The 25,142-nt window shown below is 32.7% G+C and carries 23 protein-coding genes; 2 read left to right on the forward strand and 21 right to left on the reverse strand.

Annotated features, from left to right (window positions below):
* Positions 1-22: 22 nt before the first annotated feature.
* The gene (locus KLA_RS03980; RefSeq protein WP_034644143.1) at positions 23-1,849 is read left to right on the forward strand and encodes a cytochrome-c peroxidase; all 1,827 of its coding nucleotides are present in this window, start codon (positions 23-25) and stop codon (positions 1,847-1,849) included.
* Positions 1,850-1,865: 16 nt separating this feature from the next.
* Here the strand turns inward: KLA_RS03980 and KLA_RS03985 are convergent, their stop codons facing one another.
* Both KLA_RS03985 and KLA_RS03990 read right to left on the reverse strand, forming a co-directional pair.
* Positions 1,866-2,720: a hypothetical protein gene (locus tag KLA_RS03985; RefSeq protein ID WP_034644146.1), complete on the reverse strand. Its 855-nt coding sequence runs from the start codon at positions 2,718-2,720 to the stop codon at positions 1,866-1,868.
* 143 nt (positions 2,721-2,863) lie between these two features.
* Positions 2,864-5,716 carry a sialidase family protein gene (locus KLA_RS03990; RefSeq protein WP_034644149.1) on the reverse strand — a complete coding sequence of 951 codons (2,853 nt, stop codon included), beginning with the start codon at positions 5,714-5,716 and terminating at the stop codon, positions 2,864-2,866.
* Positions 5,717-5,994: 278 nt separating this feature from the next.
* Here KLA_RS03990 and KLA_RS03995 point away from each other — a divergent pair, with 278 nt between their 5' ends.
* Positions 5,995-7,290, forward strand: coding sequence for an aminopeptidase P family protein (locus KLA_RS03995; RefSeq protein ID WP_013620971.1), 1,296 nt, complete (start codon positions 5,995-5,997; stop codon positions 7,288-7,290).
* 74 nt (positions 7,291-7,364) lie between these two features.
* Here the strand turns inward: KLA_RS03995 and KLA_RS17485 are convergent, their stop codons facing one another.
* From KLA_RS17485 to KLA_RS04090, 19 genes are all read right to left on the reverse strand, one after another.
* Positions 7,365-8,483: an OmpA family protein gene (locus tag KLA_RS17485; RefSeq protein WP_051456033.1), complete on the reverse strand. Its 1,119-nt coding sequence runs from the start codon at positions 8,481-8,483 to the stop codon at positions 7,365-7,367.
* 195 nt (positions 8,484-8,678) lie between these two features.
* Complete coding sequence (locus KLA_RS04005; protein ID WP_034644152.1) at positions 8,679-9,695, reverse strand: sugar phosphate nucleotidyltransferase; 1,017 nt, start codon at positions 9,693-9,695, stop codon at positions 8,679-8,681.
* 73 nt (positions 9,696-9,768) lie between these two features.
* Complete coding sequence (gene dut / locus KLA_RS04010; RefSeq protein ID WP_034644155.1) at positions 9,769-10,203, reverse strand: dUTP diphosphatase; 435 nt, start codon at positions 10,201-10,203, stop codon at positions 9,769-9,771.
* Positions 10,200-11,660, reverse strand: a complete 1,461-nt coding sequence (locus tag KLA_RS04015) for an oligosaccharide flippase family protein (RefSeq protein WP_034644157.1) — start codon at positions 11,658-11,660, stop codon at positions 10,200-10,202. The genes dut and KLA_RS04015 overlap by 4 nt, the downstream gene beginning before the upstream one ends.
* 53 nt (positions 11,661-11,713) lie before the next feature.
* The gene (locus tag KLA_RS04020; RefSeq protein WP_013620966.1) at positions 11,714-12,217 is read right to left on the reverse strand and encodes a hypothetical protein; all 504 of its coding nucleotides are present in this window, start codon (positions 12,215-12,217) and stop codon (positions 11,714-11,716) included.
* Positions 12,218-12,407: 190 nt separating this feature from the next.
* Entirely contained in the window at positions 12,408-13,280 is an 873-nt protein-coding gene (gene atpG / locus KLA_RS04025; RefSeq protein ID WP_034644331.1) for an ATP synthase F1 subunit gamma, read from the reverse strand.
* A 97-nt stretch (positions 13,281-13,377) separates the two neighbouring features.
* Positions 13,378-14,958 carry a F0F1 ATP synthase subunit alpha gene (gene atpA / locus KLA_RS04030; protein ID WP_034644161.1) on the reverse strand — a complete coding sequence of 527 codons (1,581 nt, stop codon included), beginning with the start codon at positions 14,956-14,958 and terminating at the stop codon, positions 13,378-13,380.
* 45 nt (positions 14,959-15,003) lie between these two features.
* The gene (gene atpH / locus KLA_RS04035; protein WP_013620963.1) at positions 15,004-15,543 is read right to left on the reverse strand and encodes an ATP synthase F1 subunit delta; all 540 of its coding nucleotides are present in this window, start codon (positions 15,541-15,543) and stop codon (positions 15,004-15,006) included.
* A gap of 9 nt (positions 15,544-15,552) precedes the next feature.
* The gene (locus tag KLA_RS04040) at positions 15,553-16,053 is read right to left on the reverse strand and encodes a F0F1 ATP synthase subunit B (RefSeq protein WP_013620962.1); all 501 of its coding nucleotides are present in this window, start codon (positions 16,051-16,053) and stop codon (positions 15,553-15,555) included.
* A 94-nt stretch (positions 16,054-16,147) separates the two neighbouring features.
* Positions 16,148-16,339, reverse strand: a complete 192-nt coding sequence (gene atpE / locus KLA_RS04045) for an ATP synthase F0 subunit C (RefSeq protein WP_013620961.1) — start codon at positions 16,337-16,339, stop codon at positions 16,148-16,150.
* Between the two features lie 48 nt (positions 16,340-16,387).
* Positions 16,388-17,503: a F0F1 ATP synthase subunit A gene (gene atpB, locus KLA_RS04050; protein WP_034644164.1), complete on the reverse strand. Its 1,116-nt coding sequence runs from the start codon at positions 17,501-17,503 to the stop codon at positions 16,388-16,390.
* 119 nt (positions 17,504-17,622) lie between these two features.
* On the reverse strand, positions 17,623-18,015 hold the full coding sequence (locus KLA_RS04055) for a DUF6168 family protein (protein ID WP_013620959.1): 393 nt from the start codon (positions 18,013-18,015) through the stop codon (positions 17,623-17,625).
* Positions 18,015-18,251 (reverse strand): AtpZ/AtpI family protein, encoded by a 237-nt coding sequence (locus KLA_RS04060; protein WP_232228798.1) that lies wholly within the window; start codon positions 18,249-18,251, stop codon positions 18,015-18,017. The genes KLA_RS04055 and KLA_RS04060 overlap by 1 nt, the downstream gene beginning before the upstream one ends.
* Positions 18,229-18,648, reverse strand: coding sequence for a polymer-forming cytoskeletal protein (locus tag KLA_RS04065; RefSeq protein ID WP_013620957.1), 420 nt, complete (start codon positions 18,646-18,648; stop codon positions 18,229-18,231). The genes KLA_RS04060 and KLA_RS04065 overlap by 23 nt, the downstream gene beginning before the upstream one ends.
* Before the next feature lie 7 nt (positions 18,649-18,655).
* Complete coding sequence (locus tag KLA_RS04070) at positions 18,656-21,205, reverse strand: hypothetical protein (RefSeq protein WP_034644167.1); 2,550 nt, start codon at positions 21,203-21,205, stop codon at positions 18,656-18,658.
* 189 nt (positions 21,206-21,394) lie between these two features.
* A complete protein-coding gene (locus KLA_RS04075) occupies positions 21,395-22,135 on the reverse strand; it encodes an ABC transporter ATP-binding protein (RefSeq protein WP_013620955.1) in 741 nt (246 codons plus the stop codon).
* Positions 22,136-22,179: 44 nt separating this feature from the next.
* A complete protein-coding gene (locus KLA_RS04080) occupies positions 22,180-23,652 on the reverse strand; it encodes a DUF5687 family protein (protein ID WP_034644171.1) in 1,473 nt (490 codons plus the stop codon).
* A 61-nt stretch (positions 23,653-23,713) separates the two neighbouring features.
* The gene (locus KLA_RS04085) at positions 23,714-24,412 is read right to left on the reverse strand and encodes a hypothetical protein (RefSeq protein ID WP_034644174.1); all 699 of its coding nucleotides are present in this window, start codon (positions 24,410-24,412) and stop codon (positions 23,714-23,716) included.
* The gene (locus tag KLA_RS04090; protein WP_034644178.1) at positions 24,409-25,140 is read right to left on the reverse strand and encodes a hypothetical protein; all 732 of its coding nucleotides are present in this window, start codon (positions 25,138-25,140) and stop codon (positions 24,409-24,411) included. The genes KLA_RS04085 and KLA_RS04090 overlap by 4 nt, the downstream gene beginning before the upstream one ends.
* Between the last annotated feature and the right edge of the window lie 2 nt (positions 25,141-25,142).

Raw genomic sequence — 25,142 nt, forward strand, 5'->3', positions numbered from 1 at the left:
TACTATATAAAAACTACAACAAATGCTTAAACACAGTTTTAAAATTTTATTTTTTTTGGTATTACTTGCTTCTGCCTGCAAAGAAAAACAAGACTATACCAAAACCACTACTTCACAAGAAGTCAACTGGAAAGCTGCTCAAGATTATTACGCAAAACACATAACGCAAGCAGCAGAATTAATAGACACGCTAAACACAGTTAAGTATAATGACAGTTTAGCTAAAACTCTTTTTTTTAAATTACGCATTGCTTTTAAAAAAGCAGAACCTTTTGCAGGCGCTTTAAACCCTTCTGTAACCCATAAAGCAAACGGACCCGCTTTACCCACATATAATGATGATAGCGGCAGAATAGTTTCGCCTGTTGGCTTACAAAAAATAGAAGAAACATTATTTACTGAAGACGGAAACCAAAAAGACTTTTTAAGAGAACTTTACTACCAAAAAGGATTTGTAAACAACTTAAAAGAAAATATAAAAAAAAGAGAATTAACACCTAAACGCTTTTTTATTGGTACACACCAACAATTAATACGTATTGCAAGTTTAGCAATGGCTGGTTTTGACACTCCTGTAACAGGCAAAAGTATAGAAGAAACAGCGATATCACTAAGCAGTTTACACCAAGTTTATAAATTAACTTTACAACCATTAATTGTAGGAAAAAACAAGAAGCTAGACACTGATTTTAGTAAAAATATAAGTGAAGCAATTAGCTACATTAAAAAGAATACCGACTTTATTTTATTTGATAGATATACTTTTATAAGAGATTACCTAAACCCAATTACAAAAAACTGGGTAGAAATAAGACAAACATCTCAACTTTGGGATGGAAAAACCAATGCATATCCTTTTAATTTTAATGCTCCTACTTTTTTTGAAGAAGATAGTTTTAATGCAAATTACTTTTTAGATGTAAACGATAGAAACCCTTCTGAAGAGAAAATTGCTTTAGGGAAAAAGTTATTTTTTGATAAAAAACTATCTAGTGATGGCGCAATGTCATGTGCTACCTGCCATTTACCAAATAAAGGATATACAGATGGATTAAGACTTGGCAAAGACAACAACAAAGCTCTACTACAAAGAAACACACCCACACTACTAAATAGCATTTACCAAAAAGCATTTTTTTGGGACGGAAGAGCAAATACTATAGACGACCAAATAAGTGCTGTTTTTAAAAACGATAAAGAGTTTAATACAGATGTACATCGTTTTTCAGGAAATATTTTAAAAGACACCACCTATATAACATTATTTAAAAATGCTTTTGGCGTTGTACCTAATAGCAATAGAGAAACCGTTAGAGCTATATCTGTTTATGTATCTACATTAATTGGATTTAATTCTAAATTTGATAAGGACTTGCGAGGTGAAACTAGCAGTTTTACCGCTGAAGAAAAAAACGGTTTTAATTTATTTATGGGCAAAGCACTTTGTGCAACCTGCCATTTTATACCCTTAACAAACGGCACAGTACCGCCTTTTTATAAAGAAACAGAGAAAGAGGTTATTGGCGTACCAAAAACAAGTAAAAACAAAGTTCTAGACAACGACAGAGGTTTTTATTGGGTTTTTGAAGAAGATATACATGATAAAATGTTTAAAACACCCACAGTTAGAAATAGCACACTAACAGCTCCTTATATGCACAATGGCATTTACAACACTTTAGAAGAAGTTGTTAATTTTTACAACCTAGGAGGTGGAGCTGGTTTAGGCTTTAATTTAGACCACCAAACACTACCTTTTGATGAGCTTAAGCTAACAGATAAAGAACAAAAAAACCTAGTAGCTTTTATGCATACCCTTACAGATAATACTGTTGCTGGTGAAAAATAAGCAATAAAGCCAAAAACTATCTTTTGTTTTTGGCTTTATGTTTTTTATTAAGGTTTATGTAACCCCCAAAGACTACATTCCATTGAGAGAACAGAAAATCTTGTTTTCCTCTATCTGTATCTAAAGGTGTTGTAATAATACTTGGCAAATTTATATAACCACTTTTCAATTCGGTCTGAATAAAAAAGACCTTAAATAACGTTAAGTTTAAGCCTCCTGTAGCGCCTACACCATAACCTGCTAAATGAAACTCATCATTTTTACCTTTATTAAGTAAATCTGAGTTTGTTTTAGGAATTAACACGCCTGCATTTACACCAACCAACAAATTAAGGTCTGCAAAACTAGTTAAGCTAGCTAGTTTATCATTTCTTCTAAGACCTACATTTACATAGTTTAATCCATCTGTATGCTCAAACTCTAAAAAGCTTTCTTGATCAATTACAATATCATCATTATCATAAACACCATCATAAACAGTACCTGTACCCTCTATATAACCAGAAATTTTTACCGTTTGCAAATCATTTACTACATATTTCATATGGTCAGTACCAATAGAAATATCCCAGTGATCATTTAAAAAATAACCCACTCTAAAATTAAATTGAGGTATAGTTAAACGGCCAGGATTTAAATGCTCACTAACCTTCCATCTTAAATCATGGTCATGAGATTTTACATTCTTTAATACAAAATTATGGTCCTCCCCTTTAAATTCAATATCAGATGAAGAGTACTGAGCGGTATTCCAACCCCAATAAAAGTATAATTTGCCTTTTTTAGAATCTGTACTTAAAGTTAAATTCTCTTGTCCGTAAGCAGATGCTGCTGCGCTTAAAATAAAGAACAGTATATAAAATATACGCATTTAGTATTATAAAAAATTAATAAAAATAAAGAGAATGCAAAACTAAGGCTTTAAAAAATTAGACTTTAGTATTTATGGGTTTTTTAACATAAAAAAAGCCAAGAAACTAATCTTGGCTTATAAAAATATAACAATAGGTATATTTATTTTATTTCAAATTTTGTAGCTGTTTTAGCCCCATTACCAAACAATTCTATTTTATACACTCCCTTAGGCAAATATGTTTTGCCATCTTTAGCTTGCTGTAACTTTACTTTATTCTTTTTTAGAAAGTTAGATTTTCCTGTTTTAGAAAAAGCAACATCATAAGACAACACATTAAACCCTTTTTCACCATCTACAACAACAGAGCTAACCTCTGTATTATTCATAGTTAAAATACGAGCAGTAAAACTCCCTTTTTTATCTGCATAAAAATTGATATCTACTCCTGGTGTGTTTGGCCTAAACCTTGTTGATTGAGCATTACCCCACCTGCTAGAATGTTTAATGTTTTCTGGTTTAAACAAGTGTAATTTTTTAGCCAACATTTTAGGTGTCATTTCCTGAAGCTTGGCAATATTAGTTTTATAAATGCTTCTACCATGCGTACCAACCAATAAATCTTTTGCCGTAGGTTGTATTACCAAGTCATGTACAGCTACAGCAGGTATACCGTTAGTAAATAAATTCCAGGTATTTCCCATATTAAAAGACACATACAAACCATTATCTGTACCAACAAATAATAAATTTTCATTTTCAGGATCTTCAATAATAACATTTACTGGAGAAGCAGGTATGTTACCACCAATATTTTTCCAGCTTTTACCGTAATCATCACTTACATATACGTATGGCGTATAATCATCCCATCTGTAACCATTTAAAGTTACATAAACACGTTCTTTTTTATGCGCAGACGCAACAACTCTAGACACCCAAAGCTCATCGTTTTTAAGGTTATCACTTATTTTTTCCCATGAAGCACCACCATTTTTAGTAAGTTGTATGGCTCCGTCATCACTACCTGTGTACAGCAATCCAAATGCAAAAGGAGATTCTGATATTGTAGTTAATGTACCATAAGCCACATTTCCTTTTTTGCCTCCATTTGTTAAATCGCCAGAAATAGTTTCCCAATTATCTCCTTTATTAAAAGAACGGTGCAATTTATTACCTCCTAAGTATAAAATATCTTGGTTGTGAGGAGACAATAAAATTGGTGTTTGCCAATTAAAGCGATAAGGACTCTCCCCTAAATTATGTTTAGGCTGAATGTATTTTTGAGAATCGTTTTCCCTGTCTATTCTAAAATAGTTTCCAAACTGAAAACCTGTATAAACAATGTTAGCATTTCTACTATCTATCTGCACTTGCATACCATCACCACCCATTAAGCTTTCCCAAGGATACTGTCCTGTTTGGTGCCACCTTACACTTTCTCTAGCATTATTGGCACCAACCCAAACTCCGTTATCTTGCAAACCACCATAGACATTATATGGTTTTTCATCATCTACATTAATAGCATAAAACTGACCAACAGCTGGTGAATTATTTTTTATCCAATTTTTACCATCATCGTATGATATATTAATTCCGCCATCATTACCATTAATTAAATGTCCTTTTAAATCCGGATTAATCCATAGTGCGTGATGGTCTGAGTGTACATTTGGACCATCTATATTATCAAAAGTTTTACCGCCATCATTAGATTTTATTAGCGGCACACCAGCTAAGTAAATTTCATCTTTATTTTTAGGGTGTACTCTTATTTGCGCAAAGTAATAGCCATAACTATAAAACAAATTATCTATATGTTCTTGGTTTGTTTTTTTCCAAGTCTTCCCTGCATCATCACTCCTATATACTTCTGCTCCAACAACAGGCGTATCAAACAACATAGAGTTGGCATCTTCTAAATACTTAGCAATATCTATTGGTTTAACAGTACCAACACGTACCATTTGCTTAACATTTGGCGCTCTATGCTTTTCATGAAAACCGTTTGTTTTTAAAAAATTATTAAGCTTAGAGTCAGACAAAGCCAAAAACTCTTTAGTAGACATTGTTTTAAAATCATCTTTAACCAAATCATTAGATGCTTTTTTCTTTTTAGCTTCTGCAGGTCTTCTAAACTGACTATCATGAACAGCGTAAACAGTGTTTTCATCAAAAACGGCTAAACCAATTCTACCAACACCTTCTCCAGTAGGAAAACCACTTTCCTTAGTTGTAATTTTTGTCCAATTACTACCACCATCAATACTTTTATATATAGCAGAGTTAGATCCGTTACCAGAAAAATTCCAAGCTTTACGGTCTTTTTCCCAAGCAGCTGCATATTGTACATTAAAGTTAGTTGGCACCATAGCAACGTCTATAATACCAGTAACATCATTTACAAAAAGTGTTTTTTTCCAAGTTTTACCACCATCTGTAGTTTTATAAATACCACGCTCCTCATTAGCAGAGTATAAATGCCCTGTTGCACCTACAACAACCTCATTCGTATTTTCTGGATTAATTAAAATACGGCCAATATGGTGCGCATCTACCAAACCCATATTCTGCCAGGTTTCTCCTTTATCTGTAGATTTTAATAATCCCACACCAGCATAAGAAGATCTAGACGAATTATTTTCTCCTGTACCAACCCATATAGTTCCAGATTGCCAGTCTACAGCAATATCTCCTATATTTTGCGTGCTTGCATTGTCCATCACCGGAGTAAAAGTTGTGCCATTATTATTTGTATACCACAATCCTCCAGATGCATAAGCAGCATAAAACTCCGTAGGTTGCTTAGGGTTAACAGCAACATCTACAATACGGCCACTCATTACTGTTGGCCCAATATTAGTGAATACTATATTTTTTACAACAGAAGATTCTTCCATTTGTTTTTTTTGTACAAGTGCATTTTGCACAACGTTTTTGGGGGTTGCTGCTGGCTGAGCAAAGCTTAATGTACCAGAAAACATAAGGCACATGAATAAAATTTTTTTCATTTTTTAGGTTTTAGTTCGTTAGGTTTTGTTCTCTTAATTAGTCTGTTAATTTAACTTACGGAAGTTATAAATAAAGGGTGTTATGCCAAAATAATTTTTTACCACATGTATAAACACATTTATTTGTTTGTTATTTGATGCCCCAAATACGTTAAAAAGAGACTAAAAGATATGTTTTCTTATGCATCAAAATAGATATTCATTACTTTTGGTTACATCTTGAAATTTTATGCGATTTTGCCTCTGAAATTTCATTATAACAACTGAAAAATTAAGAAATGAAGTACAATCAAATCGATTCTAAATTATTCGTAAAAAACCGCAAAAAGTTTATGGCTCAAATGAAGCCTAAGAGTGTTGCTGTTTTTAATTCTAATGACATATACCCTATTGGCGCAGATAGCACAATGCCTTTTGAGCAAAATAGAAATATTTTTTACCTATCGGGTGCAGACCAAGAAGAAACTATTTTGATTCTTTTTCCTGATGCACTAGATCCTAAACACAAAGAAATTTTATTTGTACGCGAAACCAATGAACATATTGCTGTTTGGGAAGGGGAAAAACTTACCAAAGAACGTGCAACAGAAGTTTCTGGAATAGAAACTGTATATTGGTTGTCTGATTTTGACAAAGTTTTCTTTGATGTAATGACCGAGGCAGAAACTGTTTACTTTGACACTAACGAGCACTATAGACAAGCTGTAGAAACAGAAACAAGGGAAGACCGATTTATAAAAAAATGCAAAGCAGATTACCCTGCACACCAATGGGCAAAAAGCTTTACCATAATGCAAAATATTAGAGGCGTAAAAGAGCCTGAAGAATTGGCATTGATGCAAGAAGCTTGTAATATCACAGAAAAAGGCTTTAGACGTTTATTAAGCTTTGTTAAACCTGGTGTTTGGGAGTATGAAATTGAAGCAGAATTACTGCACGAGTTTATACGTAACCGCTCTAAAGGTTTTGCTTATACACCAATTATTGCTTCTGGCGCCAATGCAAACGTATTACACTACATAGAAAACAACCAACAATGTAAAGATGGTGATGTTATACTTATGGATGTTGCTGCAGAATACGCAAACTACTCTAGTGACTTAAGTAGAAGTATACCTGTAAGCGGTAAGTTTACAAAAAGACAAAAAGAGGTTTATAACGCGGTTTTACGTGTTAAAAATGATGCTACAAAAATGCTTGTTCCTGGAACACTTTGGGCAGAATACCATAAGGAAGTTGGTAAATTAATGACCAGTGAGTTATTAGGCCTTGGTTTATTAGACAAAGCAGATGTACAAAATGAAGATAAAAACTGGCCTGCATACAAAAAATACTTTATGCACGGTACTAGCCACCACATTGGTTTAAATACACATGATTACGGAGAATTAAAAACTCCAATGAAAGCAAATATGGTATTTACAGTAGAGCCTGGTATTTACATACCTAATGAAAACTTAGGTATTAGGTTAGAGGATGATGTTGTAATACAAGAAAATGGAGAGCCGTTTAACTTAATGGCCAACATTCCTATAGAAGCAGATGAAATTGAAGAATTAATGCAAGCAAAATAGCATTACAATTTGTTTTAATAGTAAAAACCTCTTCTTGTTAAGAAGAGGTTTTTTTATAGTATAATTAGCATTTTTTACTCTTTATCTTCTTCAAAACCATTGTTTGCGTAAGTATTGTACTTACTTTCTGAAACCACAAACTCAACCCTTCTGTTTTTTAATCTTCCTGTTTCACTGTTATTAGTTGCCAAAGGAATTTCATCTCCATATCCTTGCCATTTAATACGGTCAAAAGTTAAACCATTATCCAATAAAAATTCACCTACAGATTTTGCTCTGTTTAAAGACAATAGTTTGTTGTATTTAGCATCTCCTTCGTTGTCAGAATGCCCATAAATGGTAACATTAAGTCTTGGATTTCTTTTTAAATACCTTACCAACTCCCTTAATTGCCCTTTAGCTTCTTTATTAATCACATAACTATCAGATGTAAATAGCAAGTCTTTAATAACATATATTTCATCTAAGTTAATACCCTCATCTTCTACAACAGATACCTGATCTATGTAGTAGTATGATGCTTTACGAAGCCTGTCATTAGTAACCTTAGTTCTGGTTCTTTTATCTCTTTTAAAATTACCAAGTGTAACAAAAGTTTCTGTACCGTTGGCTACAAAAGTTGTAGAGACGTTTGTCCAAGTTCTTTTGTTAGAAAAACCAGCAGCAGACCTAACTTTTAACAACCTAATTTCTTCTGAGTTATTTACATAGTCTATAGCAATACTTTTTTTAGTACTCCATTTAGGAGATTTTTCGGTAAATAAAATTTGAAATTCATCTACAGCTAAACCAGCTTTATCTGCCAAGCTTACCATAAAAGACACTTTATATCTTTTGCCTTTTACAAGTGTTTGCGTTAAAACACCAGTAATGTACTCTCTGTAATTATCTGGGCCTAGCATATAAAAACCAGCAAAAGCCTTACCATGATAAACTTGCTGTCTGCCTATAAAGTTATGATTTGTGCTCATTTCTGGGCTACAGTCACTATAATAGTCTGTACTACCATCAGATGGCGTACGCCATTCCAAGACATCTTTTTCAAAGTTTCCTGGTTTTTTACTACACTTTTTAGAAGACTCAAAACTTGGGTTTTTAACTAAGTTTTGCGCATTTAATTGTAATAATGAAAAACATAAAATTAAGTAAATAATATGTTTGTAAGTAGGTTTTATTTGGGGGTTAGTGTGCATAATTAAACATTTATGATTTGATGTTCATATGCAAATTAACACATAAATAGCTGGTATGTAACAATTTGAACGCTGTATTGTTGTGAAAAACAGGAGTTTTGTAGGTGAATTATAACATTTTAGAGGTGTAAAAAACATAAAAAAACCCCATAAAAGGTAATTTTACGGGGTTAAAATGCAGTTTTATAATTGTTTTTATTCTAAAACCGAGTAATCTCCAATGCTAATTGTCTCATAATTGCCATTGTATTTTACGTGGTTACCAACCATTGCATTATCTAAATTTGCATTTTCAATTTTGCTATTGGTTTGTATTAAGCTATTTTTTATTGTTGAGTTTTCTATAACTGTATTATCCCCTACAGATACATAAGGACCAACAGTGGTGTTTTTAAGCACTACGTTTTCTCCTATGTAGCAAGGCTCTATAATATTAGCATTTTCTAATGTAACAGATTTAGAAACTAATGCCTCACCATCTTTTTCTAAAAAACCTAGCATACGCATATTGGTTTCTACGGTAACATTTTTATTTCCACAGTCCATCCATTCATCAACCTTACCAGAAACAAACTTTTTACCTTTCTGCATCATCTGCTTAATACCATCATTAATTTGGTATTCTCCACCATTAATAATGTTATTGTCTAAAACGTGCTGCAATTCATCTTTTAGAACGGCAACATCCTTAAAGTAATAAATACCAATTACAGCTAGGTCAGACACAAATTGCTCTGGTTTTTCAACTAGCTCTGTAATTTCGTTTTTATCATTTAGTTTAACAACACCAAAAGCTTCAGGCTTTTCTACCTGTTTTACCCAAATAACACTATCAGCAGTTTTATCTAAATCAAAATCTGCTCTAATTAGTGTATCTGCATAAGCAATTACAGCTGGCCCACTTAAAGAGTCTTTAGCACACATTATAGCGTGTCCTGTACCTAAAGGTTGGTCTTGCCTGTAAATAGATGCTTTTGCTCCTAAACTCTCTGCTAATTCTTTTAAACTAGCAATAACATCATCACCAAAAAAAGCCGGGTCTCCTAAAATGAAGGCTACCTCTTCAATTGGTTCATCTAAAACTTTAGCAATATCACTAACCAGGCGATGCACAATTGGTTTACCTGCTATTGGTATTAATGGCTTAGGAACTGTTAATGTATGTGGTCTAAGACGAGAACCTCTGCCCGCCATTGGAACTATAATTTTCATTTTTTTCTTTTTTTTAAATCTAAGCACAAATTAATGTGCTCATATTAATAATGGTTTATGTTTATATTATTTTTTACTTAGTGCCGGTACTACCAAAGCCGCCTTCGCCTCTTTCTGTTTCAGACAACTCATTTACCTCTATCCACTCTGCTCTCTCGTGCTTTGCAATAACTAATTGCGCAATACGTTCACCGTTTTCAATTTTAAAATCCTCATTAGACAGGTTTACTAAAATTACACCTATTTCTCCTCTGTAATCTGCGTCTATTGTACCTGGCGCATTTAAAACAGTAACACCTTTTTTAGCTGCCAGACCACTTCTTGGGCGAACTTGAGCCTCATAACCAACAGGCAACTCTATAAAAAGTCCGGTTTTTATAATAGCTCTTTCTAGAGGTTTTAACGTAATAGACTCTAAAATATTGGCTCTTAAGTCCATTCCTGCTGAAGCCAAAGTTTCATAACTAGGAGTTTCGTGTGCCGATTTATTAATTATTTTAATTGTCATTTTTTCTTTATTATTTTTCTTAATACTTCATTTTCCATTTTATACACTAAGCCTACAAATAAGAGTAGTAATGCACAACCCACCCATAGGTTTCTGTCAAAAACGTAAAAAGACAAAATTGACAATACCACAGATAAGCTAAAGTAAAAAACTATTTTACGCATATTGTAGGGTATAGGATAATTTTTTTTACCATACCAATAAGAAAGCCCCATCATAGTACCATAAGCTAAAACTGTTGCAATAGCAGAAGCCATATAACTTAATGTAGGTATAAGTGCCACATTAACAACTATAGTTACAACGGCTCCAATTACAGATATAAAAGCACCGTAACGTGTTTTATCTGTAACCTTATACCAAACAGATAGATTATGGTAAATTCCTAAAAAGAAGTTTGCTAATACAATTAAGGGCACTATTTTCATAGCCTCCCAATACTCGGAGTTATCTACAAACAATAATTTTAGCACATCAGCAAAAACTACTACACCCAATAAAATTACACTACCTAATATTACAAAATAATTGGTAATTTGGGCATATGCTTTTTGAGGGTTTTTAGCATTAGAGTGACTAAAAAAGAAGGGTTCTATTCCCATTCTAAATGCTGTAGCAAAGAGAGTCATAAACAAAGCCAATTTGTAACAAGCAGCATATTTACCAACCTCAGATTCGGCTATGTTTGCCGGCAAAAGCCATTCTAATAAAATCTTATCAAAAACCTCATTAATTGTAAACGCTATACCAGCTAATAAAACAGGTCCAGCATATTTCATCATAGAGCGCCATAGTACTTTATCAAAAACATATTTGCTTTTAAGGTATAAACCCAACATTAAAACTAATGTGACTCCGCTAGCAATTAAATTTGATATAAATATATATGAAATTTGAAAGTCTTCTTTATAGATTGATGCAAAAACAGAACCTGCATTACCAACAACTAGCTTTGGTAACAACAATAAGAAAAAGAGATTTAAACCAAGATTGATACAAATATTTACAATTTTAATAACTGCATATTTCATTGGCTTTTCTGTGGCTCTAAGCCATGCAAAAGGAATAATTACTAAAGCATCTAAAACTAGTATAAAAATTGCATAAGAAATAAACTCTTCCCGTATACCTGCAAAACTAGCTAAAGGATTTTTTAATATTAATGCAACTACAAAAAAAGTTAAGGTAGAAACAGCTATGGAAATAAGTGATGTAGAAATTACCTTTTCTTTATCCTCAGATTTATGGTAGAACCTAAAAAAGGCTGTCTCCATACCATAAGCCAAAAACACGTTAAAAATTGCAAACCAAGCAAAAATAACAGAAACCTGACCATAAAGATCTGGATCCATTACGTCTGTATACACACGCACCAAAAGAAAAGACAGCATTCTTGGCAACACCGTTGCCAAGCCATACACAAAGGTTTGCTTAAAAAGTTTTTTAAAAGGATTCAATAGCGTTTAATTAGAGTTTAAAAGTAGTTATTTATACCCTAGTAAACAAAGTCTCACTCTTTAGACCTAGAAGGATAAATTATAGCCTGCTTATGCTTTATACCAGTTATTTTAACATAGTTTATTACATCGCCTCTATAATAGCTTAAAACAGCTTCGTCATAAGCCAACTCAAACGGAAAGTCTTTTTGCAATTGTTTTGTTACTGGTTTATTACCTACTTCCTTTTTTGGGTCTGCATGCACAACCATATCTTTAGGCGGCATAGCTTTTTTAGCTACCATTGTTGCTACAACAAATTTTTGCCCATCTTCATCTTTTATTTTCACATAAGATTGTTGTTCTCTAAAATATATAGAGTTAACTCTGTAACCATCTAAGTTAGCTACAGGAATTTTTAATTCTACACCAGCACCAGATTGTTCTTTACCGCCATACCAATCTTGGCAATATGCGGTTCCTATTTCAAAAGGAGCAGAATCAACTAAATTCTTTTGAGAAGAACAGCTCGTTAACATTCCTAAAACTACAAGTATACTAAAGATTGAATTTTTCATAATGGGGGTGTTTTGATATTTATAAAGATACAATGACAAATTTAATGCCAAGTATTTCTTTTAAAAGATTTCAAAAAAACAAAAACCTCACCAGAAGTGAGGTTTTAATTTATATTATTCGTCTAGTTACGTAATAAATCAGACTTACATCATAAATTTATTTAATATATAGACTACAGTAAACTAATTTTTAGTTATTTAACGCTTCTGCACCACCAACAATTTCTAATATTTCATTAGTAATAGCTGCTTGTCTTGCTTTGTTATACGTTAATTTTAACTGATCTCTAAGCTCTGTTGCATTATCTGTTGCTTTGTGCATAGCCGTCATACGTGCACCGTGCTCACTAGCAAAAGAATCTCTAACACCTTTATATAATTGTGTTTTTAAAGACTTAGGAATTAGTTGCTCAACAATTTCTTTTTCAGAAGGATCATAAATATAATCTGTATTGTTGTTGTTACTAGTTTCGTTTTCTGATACAGCTGCTACAATTGGTAAAAACTGCTCTGTCATTACAATTTGCGTTGCTGCATTTTTAAACTTGTTGTAAACAACATCAATCTTATCATAAGTACCGTTAACAAATAACTCCATTAAATCTTCTGCAATTGCAGCTATATTATCAAAAGTTAAATCGTCATAAACCGCACTATGGTTAGCAATTACATTATAGTTTTTAGAAAGAAAATCGTTAGATTTTTTCCCTATTGCAAGAAATTCTACTTCTTTACCTGCATATGTGTTTTCTGCTAAAGAAACACTTTGCTTAAGAATGTTAGAGTTAAAAGCACCACATAAACCACGATTAGAAGTTATGGAAACTATTAAAACTTTATTAATTTCTCTTTCTTCAGAAAACTTACTACCAGAATCCGCATCTAAATTAGCACTTAAACTTTGTAAAAGCTCAGTTAATTTATCAGAATAAGGCCTCATTGCAGTAATTGCATCTTGTGCCTTCTTTAACTTTGCTGCAGATACCATTTTCATTGCGCTGGTAATCTGCATAGTTGAAGATACTGATGCTATTCTATTACGTATTTCTTTTAAGTTTGCCATTTTTTCCTCTCCTAACCTCTCCAAAAGGAGAGGGATTGATTAGTCTAATTAAAATTCCCTTTTTTTATTGTCTCTTGACAAGAAATTAAGAAGGGGATTATGCTTTATATTTTGCCGAAAGGTCTTTACATACAGCTACTAAAGTATCTGTAACCTCGTCAGTTAATTTACCTGCTTTTAAGGTATCTAAAACGTCTCTGTGTTTAGCATTTAAAAACTCTACATATTCCGCTTCAAATTCTTTAACCTTTTCTACTGGTACGTCTTTTAATAAGTTTTTAGAACCTGCATAAATAACAGCTACTTGATCTTCTACAGTGTAAGGATCGTTTTGAGCTTGCTTTAAGATCTCAACGTTACGCTTACCTTTTTCAATAACGTTTAATGTAGATGCATCTAAATCTGAACCAAACTTAGCAAACGCTTCTAACTCACGATACTGAGCCTGATCTAGTTTTAAAGTACCAGATACTTTTTTCATAGACTTAATTTGTGCAGAACCACCAACACGAGATACAGAGATACCTACGTTAATTGCCGGACGTACACCAGAGTTAAATAAATCTCCATCTAAGAAAATTTGTCCGTCTGTAATAGAAATTACGTTTGTTGGGATATATGCAGAAACGTCACCAGCCTGAGTTTCAATAATTGGTAATGCAGTTAAAGAACCACCACCTTTTACCATTGGCTTTAAAGACTCTGGTAAATCATTCATATCCTTAGCAATGCTATCATCATTAATAACTCTTGCAGAACGCTCTAACAATCTAGAGTGTAGGTAGAATACATCACCAGGGTACGCCTCACGTCCTGGAGGACGACGTAATAATAAAGACACCTCACGGTAAGCAACTGCTTGTTTAGATAAATCATCAAAAACAATTAAAGCTGGTCTACCAGTATCTCTAAAGTACTCACCAATAGAAGCACCTGTAAAAGGAGCATAAACTTGCATTGCAGCAGGATCTGATGCATTTGCAGCTACTATTGTTGTGTAAGCTAAAGCACCTTTTTCTTCTAATGTTTTAGCAATTAAAGCTACTGTAGAAGCCTTTTGACCTACAGCAACATATATACAATATACAGGATTACCTGCATCGTAAAATTCTTTTTGATTTAATATAGCATCAATACAAACAGTAGTTTTACCAGTTTGTCTATCTCCAATTACCAACTCACGCTGACCTCTACCAACTGGAATCATAGCATCAATTGCTTTAATACCTGTTTGTAATGGCTCTGTAACTGGCTCACGATATACAACACCTGGAGCTTTACGCTCTAATGGCATTTCATAAGTTTCTCCAGCAATTGGTCCTTTACCATCTATTGGGTTACCTAAAGTATCTACAACACGACCAACAATACCTTCACCTACTTTTACAGATGCAATACGGTTTGTACGTTTTACAGTAGAGCCTTCTTTAACTCCTTTAGAACCACCTAATAATACAATACCAACGTTATCTTCTTCTAAGTTAAGTACTATACCTTCTAAACCACCTTCAAATTCTACTAACTCTCCGTATTGAGCGTTAGCTAATCCGTAAGCGCGTACAATACCATCACCTACTTGTAATACTGACCCTACTTCATCTAAAGATGCGCTAGCGTCAAATCCTGATAACTGTTGCTTTAAAATTGCTGATACTTCAGCGGCTTTTACTCCTGCCATGTTGTTTTAATTAATATTTACAAAGTCCGTAGTGTAAACCAAAGACTATAGACTGTTTGAAAATTCTCTTTTTAAACTATTTAATTTATTAGCTACACTTGCATTGTATTGCAAATCGCCAATTCTTAATACAAAACCACCAATAATGCTTTCATCTATAACATTTGTTATTGACACTTTTTTACCGGTTAATTTTGTTAACTGCTCTAAAACTTTTGCTTCTAAATCTTTAGTTAAGGCAACTGCAGTTGTTACTACCGCTGTTTCTTCTCCTTTAAGCTTTTCGTTTAAAACAATATAGTGCTGAGCAACATCTTTTAAAAGTGATACTCTTTTATTATCTACAAGCAAAGAAATAAGTCCTTCTGAAATACTATGACTTCCTGTAAAAACAGCTAGCAAAGCATTCTTTTTTACATCTCCTTTAATTATTGGACTAGCCAATACGTCTTGAAGTTCCTTGCTGTCAGAAATTGTTTGTACAACAGAATGCATATCTTTTTCAACTGCATCTGTAGCCTTACTTTCAACCGCTTGGTTTAAAATGGCTTTTGCGTATCTAATAGCTGCTCTAGACTCGTTCATTTTCTCTTATTAGTTTAGCTTAATATCGCCTACCATATCTTCAACCAATTTAAGTTGCTTGTCATTGTTAGACAATTGCTCCTTAATAACTTTCTCTGCTATTTGCACAGATAAGTTAGCTACTTGGTTTTTAATATCTGCTACTGCTGCGTTCTTTTCACTTTCTATAGTAGCTTGTGCCTGTGCAATTATTTTATCGCCTTCTATAATAGACTGCTCTTTTGCATCTGCAACAATTTTTTCTTTTATTTCGCGAGCTTCTTTTAACATAGCATCACGTTCTGCACGTGCTTCTTGCAATAACCTTTCGTTATCTGCTTGCAAATTTTGCATTTCTTTACGTGCATTTTCTGCCTCTTCTAAAGCGCTTTTAATACCGTCTTCTCTTTCATTTAAAGCGTTCATTATTGGTTTCCATGCAAACTTAACCATTAAGAAGATAAGTACTAATAAAATTATTAGTAACATGAAAAACAACCCAGGCGAAAAATCGTTTAATAACTGATCCATTATAAAATATAAATTATATTCTTTTTGTTTTTTGTTTAATTACAAACACATCCTGTAACCAACCGTTACAGGAATGCGATTGTTGTTTTTGTCCTTAAGCTTTTCCTAAGATCAAAGCACCGAAAGCTAAACCTTCTAATAATGCTCCGATAATAATCATTGCTGTTTGGATTTTTCCAGCTGCCTCAGGTTGACGAGCAATACCTTCCATTGCTTTACCACCGATTTGACCTAAACCGATACCACCTCCGATAACGATTAATCCTGCTCCAATTAAATTGTACATAGTAATTGATTTATATTAAATTAAACAAACTCTTATTTCAAACTAAAATTAATGGTGATCATGCTCTTCTACAGCCATACCAATAAACAATGAAGACAACATTGTAAAAATAAAGGCCTGTAAAAACGCTACTAAAATTTCTATTAAAGAAATGAATAACGTTAAAAAGAATGATACACCTAAACTACCACCAACACCTAAAGCTTCTCTTGCTGTAAATGTTACAGCTACTAAGCCCATAACTACGGCGTGACCAGCAGTAATGTTAGCAAATAAACGAATTAATAAAGAAAATGGCTTTGTTAACATACCCAACACCTCTATTGGAATTAAAGCTATTTTCATTAAAACTGGAACACCAGGCATCCAGAAAATATGTTTCCAGTAATCTTTATTACCGTTAAATTGTACAATAAAAAATGTAAATAAAGCCAAACAAACTGTTACCGCTATTTGTCCTGTAACATTAAAACCTATTGGAGTTAAACCTAACAAGTTTAATATCCAGATAAAAAAGAATACCGTTAATAAAAAGCCCATAAACTTACGGTAGTGCTTTTCACCAATATTTGGTCTTGCAATTTCATCTCTTACATATAATACTAGTGGCTCTAAAACACGACCAAAACCTGTTGGGATTGGGCTCTTTTTATATCCTCTAGCTAATGAGCTAAAGCCCCAAAGCATTAATAAACCTGCCAACAAAATACCCACAACTGTTTTGGTAATTGAAAAATCCCAAACTTTATGTGCATTTGTAGCATGGTGCTCCTCGTCAAAAGAAACTGCTGTAGCACCTTCTTCTAACTCATATATTTTACTGTGAATTTTGGTTAACTTAACACCATCCTTATCAACAATAACATGACCGTCATCATTATGGTGAAATTCTGAAGACATAAACGTCTTAAGACCTTGACTTGTCCAAACAATAACTGGCAACGGAAAACCAATATGTTTACGCTCTCCCGCATCGTTTGTATACGAATACAAAGTGAAGTCGTGTGAATCTGCTAAGTGATGGCTAATGTAAGCCTGAATCTCTTCGCTACTATTTACTTGTGAATCATTTTCTTGTGGCTCATTGTTGTCGTTCGCAAAAGAACCCAAACTAAACACAAGTGCCGTGACTAAAATAATTTTACTAAAAAATGTATTTCGCATATTGCTCAAAAAATATCGGTCTCTAAAAATCGGTGCAAATGTACGCTTTTCTGTCAAAAAGAAAAAAACCTTTTTTTGATTATTTTAACACCAACCAAAAACCGCATCATTTTAAAACGTTAATCTAAGTTTTTGAGCACTTTAGCAATAAAAAACGTCTCTATCAGCAAACATATACTGTACGGGACAAAAAATGAAGCAAATTCTGTTAAGTTAATATTGTCATCTGCATTAAAAGATGGGTAAAAAAGCATAAAAAAGAAAAGAAATTTTATAGCACTACCTACTATAAAAAATATACCTAATTGTGTTTTAAACTGATTTCTTAACAGGTAAATAATTGTGAATATAGCAGTTACCAGCACAAAATTAATAACATAAGAAAGCACAATTTTATTATCAAATAAAGGTTTTTGCATATCATCTAGCACCAACAGATGAACACCAAAAGCTACCGCTAAAGAAATAAGAATTGTGATAAAAAAATAGATAAGCAACTTATGGTTTGCCATTAGAATTTAATTTTTTTTAATTGTGTAACTACCGCAAAAATAGAAATTGCTACACCAGAAAGTGTAGCAATTATAGTAAAAATTTCGTTTTTGATGTTATAATAGCCATCCAACCACACACCTCCTTTATGAGCTAAGTATATTATAGCTCCCATTTGAAAAGCAATACCAGATAGTATTGCGGCATTTTTTAAGTGGTTTGGCTTATTGTTATTAGGAAGCTTTGGAAGTTCCACCAGCTGAAGCTTGTTTAGCGCCAGATAAGGCTCCATTTTTACCTCCCATAACACATGATGCATTAAAAGTAGCACCTGGCTCTACAGCAAGCTTAGAAACAGAAACTGTACCTTCTATTACTGCTGAAGATTTTAATGATAACAAATCAGATACTAATAACTCACCGTTAAAACCGCCTTCTATGTCTGCATTTACACACTCTACCTTTCCGTGAATGTAGCCATCTTTGCCAATAACTACCTTACCAGATGTTTTTACGTTACCATCTAACTTACCGTCAATTCTAAAATCGGCTTCTGAAACTATATCACCTTTAATTTTGGTGTTTTTTCCAATTCTGTTAGGCTGGCCGCCCATATCTACAACATCTCTAGGTTTATTCTTGTCTGAAAACATACTCTTATTACGGTTTTGGGATTAATAGTGTTTTTTTATACTCGTTTAATTTTTTGTGTACTTGCACAACTTTGTAGTTGTTGGATAAAATTACAAAATTCTGATGACCAACCTTGTAATCTTTATTATTTTTTAATAATTCTGCATATCCTAAAGCAAATTCTTCTGATGCAAACCCGTGTACCACCACAAATTGCTGCTCTAAATTGTATATATCTTTAGATACTTTATTTTTATATTTTAAATCTTCCACAGATTTATTTAGTAGTTTATACAACTCATTTGCCGCTGTATCATTGTTTCTACTAAAAGGGAAAACCACTTTCCAAGTACCTTTTGCATTAGTTGACTGATCTACAAAATCTGATTTCTCTAATTGTGGAATCTGATATTTAATCATTTCCTGAGCTCTTTTACCCTCTGGGTTGTTTGGGTAATTTAACGCTACATAATTTAAGGCTTCTTTAAAAGCTTCAAAACCTTCTATTCTTCCGGTTGCCATTGCCTTTAACATCTCAAACTTTGGCGCAATTTCGTCTCCTGTATATCTGTTAATATTTTCTTCTGCACCAGTAATAACCTCTAAATATTGCTGATTTTGAAACATTTTATACAACTTTGTATATCTGGCGTTTGGCGTATCTGCACCACCTTCTAAAATTGCCTGAGGGTTTAACAACACCTCTGCGTACCTAGAACCTTGGTGGTTTGCAATAATATCTTGTTTCATTGCTGCTGCTAAATTACTACCAGACTCTTCATATATCTTATATAAATTATACTTAGATGGTAATATTAAACGCTCCTCTGGGTTAGACTTTAAAACCGATTCTAATTTGCCGGCTGCCAAAAGGTTTTCTTTAAATTTTTCTTTATAAATTAACCCTAATTGATAATTGGCAAAATTGCGCTCTTTTTTTAAACTATCTATTACAGCAATATTTGTTGGCAACTTATCCATATAATAACTTACCTTATACTCTTGCCCCTCTTCGGTAATAGTATTAGTTGCTGCACCAGCAATACCACTATCTGTATCACTTGTTTGTAACACTACATTTTTATTAGACCAACGCCAGTTGTCCTCTAACTTACGAGTTCCCCAAGCAGTTTTAAAATCGGTTTTACCGTAACCTAGACTTGTAATGTTATAAAAATAGAATTTACCTTTATTTTGCTTTCCTGCTTTGGTATTAGCAAAAGCTGCTATACCTGCGTTTTGACGCTCTTTTTCTTTTTTGGCTGCAGCTTCTTCTTTTGCTTTCTTTTCTTCAATAAATTTTTCAAAATAAGCCACTTGCTTTTCTTTTGGTAAATTGTAAAGCGTTACAACGCTATCTGTATATTGTACAATATCTTCATACTTTACAACATCTTCTAAATTGTCTAATTTCTTTTTTATTAAACGGTGTTTTTTACTTGTTTCTACCAAATTTGTAAGTGTACTATCAAAATAGGCACCTGCTTGCTTGTACTTGTTTTTATCAAAATAATACTCACCTAAATTCTCATAATTAAGTGCGTTTAATTTATTATCGTTTGTGGTAGCACGTAGAGACTTATCAAAATAAACTAAGGCCAAACTATCTTGTTCTTGATTTAAAAAAAACTGTGCTTTTTGTCTGTATATTTTATCTAAAAACGGCCTGTTTTCTCTATTTTCTTCTAAGTCTGTTAAATACTCAAACATTTCTTCTTTGTTGTCTGCAGTAACAGTTGTGTTCATTATTTTTTGCAGGTGTGCATTAATAAAATAAACACGAGGAGATTTTCTGTTTAAATCTATAATTTTATCAAAGGCATAATTGGCACTATCTTTTTTGTTAAGCTGATTGTACAACTGCCCAATTATAAAATAATACCTTCCTTTTTCTTCTTGTTTTTTTGTGTAGACTGACGCTCTTTTTAATTGCTGAATTGCAGTATCTGGAGCATTTAAATTAATATATGCTTGTGCCATTACCGCTCTTGCATCTGCGTATTCCTGGTCCGACAAATCGTCGTACTTAAAAAGTTTTTTTAAGTTTTTAATGGCAAGTTCTTCATTCTCTAAACGCACATTGGTTTTTTCTCTCCAAATACGCGCCTCGTTAAACTTATCACTCTGTATGTAATTTTTAAGCACATAGTTAAAAGCCTCTTGAGCAGGAATAAAACGCTGATCAAAATAACGTGCTTTTCCTAAAAGTAAAAAAGCCTCGTCTGTTTGCGGGTTACGCTCCCTATCTTTAATAACCATACTGTGTTTTTGTATGGCTTTAGTCGCTTTTTCCTCTGCAATAATAAAGTTTGGGTTGTTATTTTCTGAATCTAATTTTACTTCATCTGTAACTTCTAAACGCTCTATTGGTAATAAATCCCAATAATTATCTTTGTAGTTGGCATTTAATTCTTCTCTGCCTTTTTCAAAAGCAATATTACCGTTGTAGAGTACATTAAATTTAGTATTTAATGCGTGCCACTCTCTGTTAACAAAGGCGTTCTTTTTAGTAGAACAGGCATTAAAGACTAATGCTGCTAGTGCTACTGTTCCTATAATTTTAGTTTGAAGCTTCAAAATTGTATCTATTCTTACCTAAACAAAACAGAAAAACCGCGGTATTATTATGTTTAGGGTGCATAAATTTACTATTTATTTTTATTTATTTGGTTTGATAAGCTAGTGAACCAAAAAGACCCATCAATTTTTATACAAATTTATGGGTCTTTTATTTTTATGAAGCCGCCTTTTAATTACGGCAACTATTTATTCTTCGTCTTCAAAAACAGCAACTGCAGCATCTGGCGCCTCTGCTCCAGAAAAGAAAGCCTCTAATTCTTTTAATGTAGCTGCAGATGTTTTAATATCTTTTATAAGCTCACCTTTATCTAACACAACTATACGCTCACAAACTTCTGTAACGTGACTTAGATCATGACTAGAAACCAGCACCGTTGTATTTTGGTTTGCAGCTAAATTTTTAATTATACCTTTTAGTCTTATTTGTGTTGTTGGGTCTAAATTTGCAAAAGGTTCATCTAAAATTACCAACTCTGGACTACCAATAAAAGAGGCTACAATACCTGCTTTTTTCTGGTTTCCTTTAGATAAATCTCTTAAATATTTTTTTTGATTTAGTATTTCTCCATGGAAAAAGTCTTCAAAACTGTTTACTAGTTTATCTACATCTGCTTTATTTTGTCCGCGTAACTCACCAATAAAATAAAAATATTCTTCTGGTGTTAGGTAGCCAATTAAAAAAGATTCATCTATAAATGCAGAAGTAAAAGGTTTCCAATCTTCACTAGTATTTACTTGTACATTGTTATTTATTATTTGCCCTGTAGAAGGCTGAATAAGGTCTAACAACAAACTAAAAAATGTTGTTTTACCTGCTCCGTTATTACCTACAAGACCAAAACATTGTCCTTTAGGAATTTCTAAATTTTCTATATTTAAAACCGTAGCTGTGCCGTATGTTTTTGTTAGGTTCTGTGCTTTTATCATGGTTTTTTATTTTTTATGGTTATACTCTTAACAGAGCTACTTATTTATGCTTTTTGTTTGTATGCGTGTATAGTTTTGTACTTCTCTTTTTTGTAGATTTTCTCAATCTTATCAAAAACTATATTCCTAAATGCCATTCCTAAAACACCTGCTGCTGCAACAAGTATGTAACCTGTTGTTGCATTTACAAAGTAATATCCGGCAGCAAAAATTACCATTGGCAATATTAATTTAGGAAGCGACAATAACATTGTTTTCATATTAAAAGCCTGCTTGTCTCCAAATGCTTTTTTATTAGACGTTAAGTCTATTGGCATTTTTATAAAAGCACCGCCTAAGAGCACTAAGTGCGAGTTTACACCAATATTGTAAATAGCACCTACCAATACCGCTAAGTATGCATTAACACCAAAAAACAAGTAAAATGATGCCAATACAGCACTAATTACTGTAGCAATTACTATTAAATACCATTTAGAGGTTATGTAGTCTCTGTACTTTATATTCTGACTCATCATTAACTGATAGTACGCACTATCCCAACTTGGCACAAACTGTCCAAATGTGAATAAAAATCCGCCTGAAACAAATATTCCACCGAATATTTGCCAAACTGGTCCGTCATAAACTTCTACTGCACCAGAACCAAATAATAGTCCGTAAAACAAGAACAAAAAGCTCATTAAACCAGCTGTTTTAGGTCGTTTATTTCTTTTTATTAACTTAATATCATTCTTTAAAAATGTTCCCGTATTTCCAAATCTGTTTAAGAAAGATAAGTCTTCAGTTTTAGCAACGGTTTGTTTGCCTTTTAAGCCGGCATCTAAATACATATTCTTTTTAAAATAGCTAAATGCTGCAAAGTATAAACCTATTAAGGCTAACCAAGGTAAAATAGCCATCCAAGGCGCACTATATAGCCCGTTAAAAAATGTTGCTGTGTAATTTGTAATATCAAAAATACCAAAGTATTGACAAGCTCCTAGAGCAATAAAAGCAGCTATTACAGGGTAAAAAACACTGTCTTTATTATTAACTAAAATATTAATAAAGTTACTACAATAAATAAGTGCAAAAATACCAAAGTGCCAAGCTACAACGCCAAGCGGATTATAGCCCTCTATTAGCAATACAATAGAAAATGGCAAAAAGAAAAATGCATAACCCCAATTAAAAAAAGAAGCAATTGTTTTACCTAAAGAGTAATTTACAACTTGTGCTTTTTTTAAAGGTAAATACAATAAAGGCTTAATGTTGGTAACAGGCATTTTCTGTATCATATACCTTATTAGTAAATCTAATACAAAAAGGTATATTATGTATTTATTTACCACCTCTAAAGGATCCCCTATTTCTGCTTTTTCAATAAGATAATAAGAGCCAACGCCCATAAATAGAAATGCAACTATAAAATAAAGTGCAAAAAAGCCCATAAATATTTTAAGTGCCAAGTTGGTTTTAAAAGAGGCTGACCTAAAAAAGGACTTCCATTGAAGGCTTAAAAAGTGTTTTAACATAATTTATGGTTGATTAATTATATTTTGTTAGTGGCAACAAATGCTAATTTGTTACACTATTTTAAATTAAATTGTATTCAGGGTACGTTTCTTCTAACAATTCTTGTGCTTTGCTAGGCATTACATAAGCCGTAATGTAGAAAGTTAAACATAGTAATGTAGCAGCAATGGCAATAAGTGCTAACCAATAACTATGCAACTCACTAAAGTTAAAGCGCATAGCATTTACAATATTAAAAACATTGGTAAATGTTAACACAGAAAAACCATTTCTGGTATCCCCAATCATAGCTTCTAACATAAACACCTTTTCTTTTTTCTGCTTTTGTGTTTTCTCTTTTTTTCTTCTTTTAAATTGATGGTAAAGATCTACCGCTATCAAAATTAATATTGACCCCATTAATACATATGATGCTTGCTTTAAATGAAGCACTAAAAAAAACATTATAAAAATTGCAATAGTGGTTAACAGCTTTGGCAACTGAAACCACTCTTTAACAAACCTAAAAAGTATTTTTCTGTAACGTTTGTTCATGGCTTTTTGGCGTTTTTCTACAACATCCATAAAGCCAAAAACACCAAATTTTTTAAATTCAACTTGCAAAGCATCGTCAAAAGATAACTTTGGGTTTTGTTGCCATTGCTCTTCTATACCATTACTTAAATGGTCTACCAGTTCTGTTTGCAAATCATAATGCACTACATAATGCTTGCGAGTAAATGCATACAACTTCTCTATCTGTTCTTTAGTTAGTTTCATGCGAGTTTTTTATGAATTGAATTGTATTTTTTAAGTTGATTAACAAACAATTGAATAGCTGTGTAGAAAAAAGGAAACAACAATGCAAAAACTATAAAAATATAAGTAAATGACAATTGCTCACCTTCATCTAAAAATATTTTAGGACCTAATAACAAAGCATTTATAAAACTTACACCAGAAATACTAGATAATAAAGAAATATTAATAGTTAATGACTTCAGCGTATTTTTAAGATTAAATAATGCAATTAAACACGGGGTTAATGACATAACCATTAATAACAACAACACAGTTTTATGCATAGCCTTAGCACTAAAAAACTCTTTGGTATATAAAAATGTAATAAGCACGCAAGCGTATAGCATTAGTGACTTGACTCTAGTAAAAAACAGCTTTAACGCTTTTCGTTGAAGTTTCGCAAAGCCCTTAGTTAACCCTTGTTTTTTTTCTTCAATTAACTTCTTATACCCAGACGAATCTGCATACAAACTAGGAAAAGTATCCCAACCGGTATTTTCCTTGTTAAGCCTTTTTATAGTTAAGTCATTACCAAATTTAATGTGAACTGCTTGCATTGCATTGGTAAAACTAGATCCTACTTTCATTAGAGCTTCTACCTCATTACTAATATGGTCTATAAGCTCCATACGAACATCCCAATATTTCACCTTATTTTTAATAAGATAATCATCTATAAATTCTATTTGTTCTTTACTTAATTTCATTT

Source organism: Cellulophaga geojensis KL-A, from assembly GCF_000568425.1.
Taxonomy (GTDB): Bacteria; Bacteroidota; Bacteroidia; order Flavobacteriales; family Flavobacteriaceae; genus Cellulophaga; species Cellulophaga lytica.